Source organism: Citrobacter sp. RHBSTW-00986, assembly GCF_013783065.1.
Taxonomy (GTDB): Bacteria; Pseudomonadota; Gammaproteobacteria; order Enterobacterales; family Enterobacteriaceae; genus Citrobacter; species Citrobacter braakii.
The window spans coordinates 3,494,009-3,505,821 of sequence record NZ_CP056200.1 but is presented as its reverse complement, the minus strand read 5'-3'; the positions used below and the strand labels follow the sequence as shown (position 1 = coordinate 3,505,821).

At 51.3% G+C, this 11,813-nt stretch carries 7 protein-coding genes and 2 pseudogenes; 6 read left to right on the top strand and 3 right to left on the bottom strand.

Annotation, left to right across the window (positions count from 1 at the left end):
* The first annotated feature begins 13 nt into the window (after nt 1-13).
* Complete coding sequence (gene torT, locus HV345_RS17105) at nt 14-1,045, top strand: TMAO reductase system periplasmic protein TorT (RefSeq protein WP_181635852.1); 1,032 nt, start codon at nt 14-16, stop codon at nt 1,043-1,045.
* Here the strand turns inward: torT and torR are convergent.
* Complete coding sequence (gene torR, locus HV345_RS17100; RefSeq protein ID WP_016152137.1) at nt 1,018-1,710, bottom strand: two-component system response regulator TorR; 693 nt, start codon at nt 1,708-1,710, stop codon at nt 1,018-1,020. The two genes, torT and torR, sit on opposite strands and share 28 nt — an antisense overlap.
* A 131-nt stretch (nt 1,711-1,841) precedes the next feature.
* Here torR and torC point away from each other — a divergent pair, with 131 nt between their 5' ends.
* From torC to torD, 3 genes are read left to right on the top strand one after another with little or no spacing between them, the layout of a single operon-like run.
* Entirely contained in the window at nt 1,842-3,020 is a 1,179-nt protein-coding gene (gene torC, locus HV345_RS17095) for a pentaheme c-type cytochrome TorC (protein WP_181635851.1), read from the top strand.
* A complete protein-coding gene (gene torA, locus HV345_RS17090; RefSeq protein ID WP_181635850.1) occupies nt 3,010-5,550 on the top strand; it encodes a trimethylamine-N-oxide reductase TorA in 2,541 nt (846 codons plus the stop codon). Before torC ends, torA begins: the two co-directional genes overlap by 11 nt.
* On the top strand, nt 5,547-6,161 hold the full coding sequence (gene torD, locus HV345_RS17085; RefSeq protein ID WP_019076213.1) for a molecular chaperone TorD: 615 nt from the start codon (nt 5,547-5,549) through the stop codon (nt 6,159-6,161). Before torA ends, torD begins: the two co-directional genes overlap by 4 nt.
* Before the next feature lie 240 nt (nt 6,162-6,401).
* On the opposite strand, the gene uspF is transcribed toward torD, so the two are convergent.
* The gene (gene uspF / locus HV345_RS17080) at nt 6,402-6,830 is read right to left on the bottom strand and encodes a universal stress protein UspF (RefSeq protein ID WP_003021923.1); all 429 of its coding nucleotides are present in this window, start codon (nt 6,828-6,830) and stop codon (nt 6,402-6,404) included.
* A 528-nt stretch (nt 6,831-7,358) separates the two neighbouring features.
* Between uspF and HV345_RS17075 the strand changes: the two are divergent.
* Both HV345_RS17075 and HV345_RS17070 read left to right on the top strand, forming a co-directional pair.
* Nucleotides 7,359-7,517 (top strand): annotated as a pseudogene (locus tag HV345_RS17075) (NapC/NirT family cytochrome c); the annotation flags it as partial.
* Nucleotides 7,518-7,578: 61 nt separating this feature from the next.
* A complete protein-coding gene (locus tag HV345_RS17070) occupies nt 7,579-8,730 on the top strand; it encodes an IS30-like element IS30 family transposase (protein WP_001254932.1) in 1,152 nt (383 codons plus the stop codon).
* On the opposite strand, the pseudogene HV345_RS17065 reads toward HV345_RS17070, so the two are convergent.
* A pseudogene (locus tag HV345_RS17065) lies at nt 8,726-11,698 on the bottom strand (ESPR-type extended signal peptide-containing protein); the annotation flags it as partial. The gene HV345_RS17070 and the pseudogene HV345_RS17065 overlap by 5 nt on opposite strands.
* Between the last annotated feature and the right edge of the window lie 115 nt (nt 11,699-11,813).

The window sequence follows — 11,813 nt, the reverse complement described above, 5'->3', positions numbered from 1 at the left end:
TGTTGAGGCTATCATGCGCGTATTGGTTTTCCTGCTTATCACACTTTTTCCCAGCTTAGGTCACGCGACCGGGTCCGCACTGCTACGTTGGCAGGATACCCAGCAGGCAGTGCCGGAGCCGCTAACGGACGTTACTGCGAACAAAGTCTGGAAACTGTGTGCGCTGTATCCCAGCCTGAAGGATTCCTACTGGCTTTCCGTGAATTACGGCATGCTGGAGGCTGCGAAAAAATACGGCGTAAGCCTGAAGGTGCTCGAGGCGGGAGGGTATCGCCAGTTCGACACGCAAAAATCACAAATCGCTCAATGCCAGCAATGGGGCGCGGATGCCATTTTGTTGGGCAGCAGCACGACGACTTTTCCGGATTTGCAGGCGCAGGTTGGTACGCTGCCGGTTATCGAGGTGGTGAATGCTATCCATGACGCAACGGTAAAAGCCCGGGTTGGGGTTCCGTGGTTCCAGATGGGTTATCAGCCAGGCCGCTATTTGGTTAAGTGGAGCGCGGGCAAACCGCTAAAGGTCTTATTATTGCCAGGACCTGATGACGCCGGGGGCAGTCGTGAGATGGTGGCCGGATTCCGTCAGGCGATTGCCGGCAGTCAGGTGCGCATCGTGGATGTGGCGTTGGGCGATAATGATATTGAAATACAGCGTAATCTGTTGCAGGAGATGCTTGAGCGTCACCCGGATGCCGACGTGGTGGCCGGTACAGCAATTGCTGCGGAAGCGGCAATGGGGGAGAAGCGCAATCAGGGCGCGCCGTTAACTGTCGTCTCTTTTTATCTGTCGCATCAGGTGTATCGCGGGCTTAAACGCGAAAGAATCATTATGGCTGCCAGCGATCAAATGGTCTGGCAAGGTGAACTGGCGATTCAGCAGGCTATCAGAGTATTACAAGGACAACCGGTGCCGGAAAATATCAGTCCACCGATCCTGGTGCTCACCCCGAAAAATGCCGACAGCCAGCATGTAAAGTGCTCGTTGTCACCCGGCGGATTCCGTCCTGTTTATCTGTATCAGTACACGTCAGCCGCTAAAAAATAACCTTCCCCGTGCTGCGTTACCAGTAAATCAGCACGCAGCTTGTGGCGTAAACGGCGGATCAGTACGTCCACGGTGCGTAAGTCCGGATTGTCTACCCGTCGCGCCGACAGCATGCGCAGTAAACGTTCGCGACTGAGAATTTCCCCCGGATTGGTGACAAACGCGACCAGCATTTCATACTCGGCGCGGGTGAGTTTGATTGCCTCGTCGCCCAGTTCCAGAGTATGACGGGAGACGTTCAGACAATACCCGGCAAACTGATAGCAGTTGTCTTTGGCCTCCGGTCGCGCCTCGCGGGCAAGGTCGATACGCCAGAGTAAATTTTTCACTCTCACCACCAGTTCACGTAGCTCCAGCGGTTTGGTGACGTAATCATCAGCCCCCATTTCCAGGCCAACGATACGGTCAATTTGGTCACTACGACCCGTGACCAGGATGATCCCCACCGTTGAGCGTTCACGCAGGGCGCGGGTCAGCATTAAGCCATTTTCATCCGGGAGATTGATATCTAACAGAATAAGATCGACAGAGTGTTGTGACATGATTTCACGCAGGCCGGCTCCGCTGGCTGTGACCGAGACGTGATAACCTTCCTGTTCAAAATAAGCCTGTAATCGTGCCTGGGTAACGGGTTCATCCTCAACAATGACAATGTGATGCGACATCCTGGTTGTTGTCTCTTTCTGTTCATATCTGTTCACATTGTGCCGTAAGCCATTCATCCTGACCAGTGTTGCCGTTCACATTTGCGAAATAAGATCCTCTGTAACTAAACCATATATTTACAGGGGCTATTATGCGGAAACTATGGAGGGCGCTGCTCAGACCGAGCGCACGTTGGTCAGTGTTGGCGCTGGTCGTCATCGGGATGGTGGTCGGTATCGCGCTGATCGTCTTACCGCACGTTGGCATTAAATTAACCAGTTCAACCGAATTTTGCGTGAGCTGCCACAGCATGCAGCCGGTTTATGAAGAATATAAACAGTCTGCGCATTTTCAGAATGCCTCCGGGGTACGCGCAGAGTGTCATGATTGCCACATTCCATCCGATATCCCTGGCATGGTGAAACGTAAGCTGGAGGCCAGCAACGATATTTACCAGACCTTTGTTGCCCACTCTATTGATACTCCTGAGAAATTCGAAGCCAAACGTGCCGAGCTGGCGGAGCGCGAATGGGCGCGAATGAAGGAGAATAACTCCGCGACCTGTCGTTCCTGTCATAACTATGATGCGATGGATCACGCGAAACAGCATCCTGAAGCTGCGCGTCAGATGAAGATTGCGGCCAAGGACAATCAATCCTGTATTGACTGCCATAAAGGTATTGCGCATCAGCTTCCCGATATGAGCAGCGGTTTCCGCAAGCAGTTTGACCAGTTACGCGCCAACTCAAACGACGATGGCGATACGCTCTATTCCCTGGACATCAAACCTATTTATGCCGCCAAAGGGGATAAAGAACCTGCGGGCTCACTGCTGCCTGCTTCTGAAGTAAAAGTGTTAAAGCGTGACGGCGACTGGCTGCAAATTGAAATTGTGGGCTGGACAGAGAGTAACGGGCGTCAGCGCGTGCTGGCGCAATTGCCAGGTAAACGCATTTTTGTGGCCTCCATTCGTGGCGACATCCAGCAGCACGTGAAAACCCTGGAGCAAACGACCGTCGCGGAAACGAATACGCAGTGGAGCAAGCTGCAGGCCACCGCCTGGATGCAGAAGGGCGATATGGTTAACGACATTAAGCCAATCTGGGCTTATGCCGACTCGCTCTATAACGGAACCTGTAACCAGTGCCACGGCGCACCTGAGAAAGAACACTTTGACGCCAACGGCTGGATTGGCACGTTGAACGGCATGATTGGATTTACCAGTCTGGATAAACGTGAAGAACGTACCTTACTGAAATATCTGCAGATGAATGCCTCTGACACCACGGACAAGCCGCATGGCGATAAGGGAGAAAGCAATGAAAAATAACGATCTCTTTCAGGCATCTCGCCGTCGTTTTCTACTGCAGTTGGGCGGCTTGACCGTCGCCGGTATGTTAGGACCTTCGCTGCTCACACCGCGCAGCGCCAACGCCGCAGAGGTGCAGGGAACTGGCGTCAAAGAGGGGATCCTGACCGGCTCTCACTGGGGGGCAATCCGCGCCACCGTGGTTGATGGGCGTTTTATTGAAGCCAAACCGTTTGAGCGTGATAAGTACCCGTCAAAAATGATCGCCGGACTGCCGGATCACGTGCATGGTGGGGCGCGTATTCGCTATCCAATGGTCCGCGTCGACTGGTTGCGTAAACGCCATCAGAGCGATACCACGCAGCGTGGAGATAACCGCTTTGTGCGCGTTTCGTGGGATGAAGCGCTGGACTTCTTCTATCAGGAGCTGGAGCGAATTCAGAAGACCTATGGCCCGAGCGCGCTGCTGACGGCCAGCGGTTGGCAATCAACCGGCATGTTCCATAACGCCTCGGGGATGCTGGCGCGCGCCATTGCGCTGCACGGCAACAGCGTAAGTACCGGGGGCGACTATTCCACTGGTGCAGCCCAGGTGATTCTGCCGCGCGTGGTCGGGTCAATGGAGGTATATGAACAGCAAACCTCATGGCCGCTGGTGCTGAAAAACAGCAAAACGATTGTGCTGTGGGGTTCCGACCTGATTAAAAACCAGCAGGCGAACTGGTGGTGCCCGGATCATGATGTTTATGAATACTACGAACAACTGAAAGAAAAAGTGGCGCGCGGCGAGATCTCGGTTATCAGTGTTGATCCGGTCATCACCTCGACGCACGACTACCTGGGCCGCGACAAGGTTAAACACGTCGCCGTGAATCCGCAGGCCGATGTGCCGCTACAGCTGGCGCTGGCGCACACACTTTATACCGAGAAGCTCTACGATAAGCATTTTCTCGATAACTACTGCGTAGGGTTTGAGCAGTTTCTGCCTTATCTGCTGGGGGAAAGTGACGGACAGCCTAAAGATGCCCAGTGGGCGGAAAAAATATGCGGGATTGATGCCGATACGATTCGTGAACTGGCGCGGCAAATGGCGGGCGGAAGAACGCAGATTATTGCCGGCTGGTGCGTCCAGCGTATGCAGCACGGGGAACAGTGGGCGTGGATGATCGTGGTGCTGGCCTCAATGCTTGGACAAATCGGCTTACCCGGCGGTGGCTTCGGCTTTGGCTGGCACTACAACGGCGCGGGCACGCCAAGCCGCAAAGGAATTATCCTGAGCGGTTTTTCTGGCTCCACTACCGTACCTCCTGTGCATGACAGCACTGATTATAAGGGGTACAGCAGCACCATCCCGATCGCGCGTTTTATCGATGCGATTCTTGAGCCGGGTAAACAAATTAACTGGAACGGCAAAACCGTCAAGTTGCCGCCGTTGAAGATGTGCGTTTTTGCCGGGACCAACCCTTTCCATCGTCACCAGCAGATCAATCGTATTATTGAGGGCTGGCGTAAGCTGGAAACCGTTATCGCCATCGATAATCAGTGGACCTCGACCTGTCGATTCGCTGACATCGTATTGCCCGCGACGACCCTGTTTGAGCGTAACGATCTTGACCAGTATGGCAACCACTCCAACCGCGGCATTATCGCCATGAAACAGTTGGTGCAGCCGCAATTTGAAGCACGTAATGATTTCGATATTTTCCGCGATCTCTGCCGCCGCTTTAATCGTGAAGAAGCCTTTACCGAAGGGCTGGATGAGATGGGGTGGCTGAAACGGATCTGGCAGGAAGGAAGCCAGCAGGGGAAAGGGCGCGGCGTTCATCTCCCTGCTTTTGACGTTTTCTGGAATCAGCAAGAGTACGTTGAATTCGAACATCCGCAGATGTTTGTACGTCATCAGGCATTCCGCGAAGACCCCGATCTTGAGCCGCTGGGCACGCCGAGCGGTTTGATCGAAATTTTCTCGAAAACCATTGCCGGTATGCAGTATGACGACTGCCAGGGGCATCCGATGTGGTTTGAGAAAATCGAACGCTCACATGGTGGACCCGGGTCGCAGCGTTGGCCACTGCATCTGCAATCCGTTCATCCTGATTTCCGTCTGCACTCGCAGCTTTGTGAATCTGAAGCGCTGCGTAAGCATTATGCGGTAAGTGGTAAAGAGCCGGTGTTTATCAACCCGCAGGATGCCAGCGTCAGGGGGATTCGCAACGGTGATATTGTCCGTGTGTTTAACGCTCGTGGACAAGTACTGGCCGGGGCGGTTGTCTCCGACCTCTACTCGCCAGGCGTGGCGCGTATTCATGAAGGTGCCTGGTACGACCCTGATAACGGCGGAGAAACTGGGGCGCTGTGTAAATACGGCAATCCAAACGTATTAACAATCGATATCGGCACGTCTCAACTGGCGCAGGCGACCAGCGCTCATACTACGCTGGTGGAAATTGAGAAATATACCGGCAAGGTGGATAACGTGACGGCGTTTAGCGGCCCGATAAAAATGGTGGCGCAGTGCGAATATGTTCCGGCGGAGAAGGTATCGTCATGATAAAACACTCTTCCCTGACAACAGAACAGATGGCCTGTGTTTACGCCTGGCTAGCGCAGTTGTTTTCCCGGGAACGTGACGATGACAGCCTGGCACTTTTGCAGTCCAGCGAAATGGCTGAGTGGTTCGCGGTGCTAAAAGGTGAACCGTCGCTTGAAGCGGAAGTCCTTCAGCTGGAGGAGAAAATTGCTGCGCTTCAGGTGCGTGAGGACGCTACCCTCGAACTGGCGGCTGATTTTTGTAGCCTGTTTCTGATGACGGAAAAACACGCGGCGTTACCCTATGCGTCGGCTCATCTTGAAGGAGGGCCGAATTACGGGGTCATTAAACGATTGTTAGCCGATGCTGGCATGCAGGTAAGCGAAACGTTTAGCGAGTCAGCCGATCATCTGGCAATTTTTATCGAACTGCTGAGTCATCTGCATTTTTCTCTGGGAGAGTCCGGGCTTAGCCGCCAGCGTATTGATGCGCTGCGCAGAGAAACGCTGGCGGGGCTGTTACGCTGGTTACCGGAATTCACCGCCAAATGCCGCCGCTATGATGACTTTGGTTTCTATGGCGCGCTGAGTCAGCTGTTGCTGGCACTGGTCAGGCTGGATATTCAGAACTGAGTGATGGCCTAAGCCACAGAAAAACGGAAATACATTCGTTCTAATGCTTGTCATTTTAACGAAAATGAATGGCCGTAATGAGTAACTGAGAGTGGGACATCCGGAGGCAATGAATCTGTTGCCTCCGGTATATTGCTACATTTACCGCTGAGGTGAACGGAACCCTGAGCAAGAATCACATGTGCTCAATAATGCTTAACTTATAAACGTTAGTGCAAATTCGCCCCCATTTTGACCCTATCACCGCACAACCAGCACGGGACATTTTGCATGGCGTACTACGGCAGCCGCCGTTGAACCCAGCAGATAAGTGCTAAAACCAGGCTTATGTGAGGCAATAACAATAAGCTCAGCGTCTACCGCCTCCGCCAGTTTGAGGATCTGATCCTTCGGCGGGCCGTAAACGACGTGAGTCTGACTCCTGCCTGCAGGAATATTGAACTGCTTAATAATCTCTTCGAGTTTTTCGCTGGCCTTGGCCTGCAGACCGCTTCTGTCCGGGAATTCTGTTGAGTAAGCCAGCCCCAGCGAGGCATAGAACGGAACGGTAGGAATAACGGCTAAAAAGTGGACCTTAGCGGTTTTGGCATGCGCCTGGACCTGTGGAACAACATGGCGGGTTAAATCGGTTTCAGAGATATCAATGGGCACCAGAATTGAGCGATACATATTCACTACCTCCTGTTTGTTTACCTCTACCCAGAGTGTAGCGAAAATCGAATCTGTATAATAAGTGACCAGATCAAGGTTGCATGCATAAATGCGCGTCAATGATAGGTGTGTGTCACAAGTCTTGTCGTGAATGTATATCTGAGCACAACCACAAGAGGGGTATCTTCATTAATACGTGTTATCACGTAATAGAAAAGGGTTCGTTTTTATGTTTTTTCATTGTATATTTTATTATATAGCGACTATTGCCAAGGGCATAATTTTAATGCCATTCAGCACTCATTAAATTTTTATTCTGACGTTTCCATGATTAATGGTTAATTAAACCTTGGGCTTGGTTCAATCCTCTGATTTTAAAAAGGTATTTTATATTTAATTTCGTTCTTATTAATTATGCGAGCGCCTTCAAACTTACCCACATGCTGATTCTCATTTCCGTCTGCGTTTGATGAATATCAATAAGTAGCCGCGTTAGGGTAATTATTGTCTACCTATTAAAGGGTATTCGTCTTGTGGGAATAAAAGATGAGAAAAATAAATAAAACCATCCTCGGGACGATGCTGCTGTGCATTGTTCTTGGTGCTGTTATCGTTTTGGCAGGGCAATGGACGTTGCACAAAACCTCAAGCACGGAATTCTGTTTATCGTGCCATACGATGCAGGCGCCGTATGAGGAATATACTGTAGATTCAATTGGTCAACGCAACAGTTATGTGAAAACATGGGGTTGCGGAGGTTTTTTGAATGAGACGAACATTTACAGCAGAGGAAAAAGCCTCTGTTTTTGAACTATGGAAGAACGGAACAGGCTTCAGTGAAATAGCGAATATCCTGGGTTCAAAACCCGGAACGATCTTCACTATGTTAAGGGATACTGGCGGCATAAAACCCCATGAGCGTAAGCGGGCTGTAGCTCACCTGACACTGTCTGAGCGCGAGGAGATACGAGCTGGTTTGTCAGCCAAAATGAGCATTCGTGCGATAGCTACTGCGCTGAATCGCAGTCCTTCGACGATCTCACGTGAAGTTCAGCGTAATCGGGGCAGACGCTATTACAAAGCTGTTGATGCTAATAACCGAGCCAACAGAATGGCGAAAAGGCCAAAACCGTGCTTACTGGATCAAAATTTGCCATTGCGAAAGCTTGTTCTGGAAAAGCTGGAGATGAAATGGTCTCCAGAGCAAATATCAGGATGGTTAAGGCGAACAAAACCACGTCAAAAAACGCTGCGAATATCACCTGAGACAATTTATAAAACGCTGTACTTTCGTAGCCGTGAAGCGCTACACCACCTGAATATACAGCATCTGCGACGGTCGCATAGCCTTCGCCATGGCAGGCGTCATACCCGCAAAGGCGAAAGAGGTACGATTAACATAGTGAACGGAACACCAATTCACGAACGTTCCCGAAATATCGATAACAGACGCTCTCTGGGGCATTGGGAGGGCGATTTAGTCTCAGGTACAAAAAACTCTCATATAGCCACACTTGTAGACCGAAAATCACGTTATACGATCATCCTTAGACTCAGGGGCAAAGATTCTGTCTCAGTAAATCAGGCTCTTACCGACAAATTCCTGAGTTTACCGTCAGAACTCAGAAAATCACTGACATGGGACAGAGGAATGGAACTGGCCAGACATCTAGAATTTACTGTCAGCACCGGCGTTAAAGTTTACTTCTGCGATCCTCAGAGTCCTTGGCAGCGGGGAACAAATGAGAACACAAATGGGCTAATTCGGCAGTACTTTCCTAAAAAGACATGTCTTGCCCAATATACTCAACATGAACTAGATCTGGTTGCTGCTCAGCTAAACAACAGACCGAGAAAGACACTGAAGTTCAAAACACCGAAAGAGATAATTGAAAGGGGTGTTGCATTGACAGATTGAATCTACAACCGCCTTTTTGAACATCGACACCGATGCTGTCGACGCTGGCCAGATCGATAATCGATTTGGTATCGAGGATCAGGTTGCCCAGATTCCTCGCCACATAGGCGATTACCTTGTTGCCGCTGGCTTCAGAGGTGATCTTCGCGTTTGAGGTAAGGGTCGTGCTCGTGGCATTGCCCTGCGTATTACCATTCAACTGATGCGCCTGACCATCCACAACCCCGGCAACGGTTCTTTCACCGGTTAAATTGATGGTGGTTTTATCGCTGATGGTCCCTTTCGCGCCGCCTTCGATAACCAGCGCCGCAGAGTCAGTACCCTTAACGGTGAACGTTGCTTCACCGGTATCTACGTTACTGCCTGCGCCGGTGGCGAGTACGCCCACGGAATTGTTACCGCTGAGAGTCAAATCCAGGTTGGAAGTGGACTGATCTTTCGGGTTAGTGGTATTACCGGCCAGCAATGCGCCATTGGCGATACGGAAAATGGTGGTGCGATCCTGACCGTTGTCATTCATCACCGCCTGACCAATATTGGCGGTAGCGCCCTTACCATACAGGTAATAACCAATCTGATCGGTGCTGTTAAATGAGGGGCTACTTAAGCTGTCAACGTTAGCGATGGCGTTATCACGCACGTGGACGCCGATGTTACCGGCTTTATCCAGCGTAATATTAGAGTAGACGTTGACCACTGCCTGACCGTTGGCGCCACCTTCCGCCCAGATGGCGTAGTTACGGTTACCGACGCCGCCTTCACCGTCCACCACGATAGAGCCTGCAGCGCTGGTGGTGACTTCGGCATTTTTGTTATTGGCGCTAACGTGGATCCCTACGTTGTTGGTGCCATTCACGTTAATCTTGCCGTCGTTACGGATTTCCTGATTATTTTCTGCGCCGCTGTCGTGTACGGAGATGCCGTAGTTCTTACTGCTGCCCCCTTTAGAACCGCCATTGATCACGATATTGCCGGTATTGAGGACGTTGCCCGTGGCATTTCCGACCAAAATCCCTGCGGCGTTACGGACGCCGGTTCCCAGCGTGATAAGGCCGTTGTTAATCACCTCTTTGGCGCTCTTGATCATAATACCGGCGCTCAGGCTGGAACCGCCTGCCATGGTGACATCTTTAGCCGGATCGCTTGCGTCGCGACCAAGATAAATAGAGGCATTCTGAGCATTGGTAAAGGTGGCATTCCCGGCGACTTCTACGCCATAAGCGGTGCCGCTGGCAAAGGATGTACCGCTTTTACGTCCGTCTACGACGTTAATCTCGCCATTGTTGACCCCTTGCGCATCGTCAGACAATTGCATACCAATCGCCAGCGTCAGCGAAGAAGCGGGGACGTCTTTGCTCCAGGGATCGGCTGCCGAAGCGGTACCAAAGTTATCGGTGGTGATTGCCTGGTTGATGATGCCGTTGTTAGCGATCTGGCTGGTGCCTTGACCTTGCATACCAAATGCGCCATAGCTGTTGACGTTTTGGTTGCCGTCTTTATCGATAAACAGCACGGAGTTGATCATCCCGTTGTTGGTTGCCGTCGCGTCTTTTGCCAGCATGCCAATCGCCAGGCTCTGCCCGGTAGACGTTCGTAATGCGTTCAGTTCGCCAAAGTTTGTGATAACCCCGCCATCAACGGCTTTCATGACGCCATTAATACTGCCGTCAACGGCAAGAATCGCATCTTTGTTCAGGGTGCCAGAGGTGCCTGCGCCGTTGGCGTAAATAGCATGCAGCTCACCGCGGCCAGCGGTCGCGTTATTGACATGCGATAAGCCGTCTGTCCAGACGTCGTAATCCCAACTGAGCACGTCAGAGGGCTTGCTGGAATTGATCAGACCATCAATCAGCTCGGCATACTTCGTTTGTGCTGCGGTGACGGTAGTGACTTCATTCGCTTCCAGCCACAGTTGGATTTGGCTGACTTTTTCGCCTTCCGGGTTTTCCGCCGCGTCGCTGCTATTGCCCAACAGCCAGTCGTTAAATTCGGCCAACTCCTGCGTGTTGGTGATGTTAAATGTGCGCTCACCCGTTTCGACGACTTTGCCGTCCGTATCATAGCCGTAGGTCATGAGCGTGACATCATCGCCAAACACGGAGGTTTGCGCTGAGCCGGCGAAGGTTTTTTCAGGAATAACCGGTGCGGCGTTAAATTTTATAAAGTTATCGGATTGCCAGTAAACCTGGCTACCCGCGTCCTGAGCCTCCAGTAAGGAGGAGTCTTTGGCCAGTAATTCGATGGTATTGGCTTTGGCGCGTACATTGAGCGTGTCGTCGCCCAAATTCAGATTGGCCGTGGAGCCGTTTGTCGCCAGCGCGATGCCAAATTGTTTGTAGATTTTAGACTGCGTCGGATCGTAAGTGTTTAATGCCGAATCGCCAATCTGTGATTCGGTAAGAAAGTTACTTAACGCGTTGGTATCAAAGACTTTAATGGTTGTTTTTTCGCCGGGGAACGCCGGGTCGTTAATCTCAAATTCTGTGCTCTGCGAAGGCGTTGATGATTGGTTATAAGTCAGGTATTCCGCCAGCTCCTCGGCGGTAGTAATCGTTTTTACGCCCTGGTCAGGGCTGGTGGCCTGCAGGGTGATTTTGCCGGTTTGCAGTAGCTCTCTGATGGTCGTTGATTCAACAACGCCACTTTGACCCGGACTGATGGTTGGGATCGCGCCGCTGATATTGAGCGCCTGACCAGCAGTGATATCTTCATATAAGAATCCGTAGTCGTGGACACCCTCATAATCCCCAACAGAAATACCTGTCTGGTAGTCGGTAAAAATATTATGTTCACCGATGTCGATGATCGGAGTTGCTGAAGCTTGCATTGAAGCAGCGCTTAATGCGCCGGCCGTGAGTACGGCGACAGTTTTACGCGAGCTGCTTTTTTTCTTTCCTTTGGTTAATTCGGAAACGACCACCCAAATACCGAGCGCCGCGTTCCAAATAATGCTGTAAACTTTGTTCATATATAACCCTCGTCTACATTCCTGTTATGTGTATTGTTAATACATTGAGTTGTTGGCTATGGTTGGCACGCGGATGTGCTACCCGGTAATAGATTTTTGGAAATAGGATTCCCTT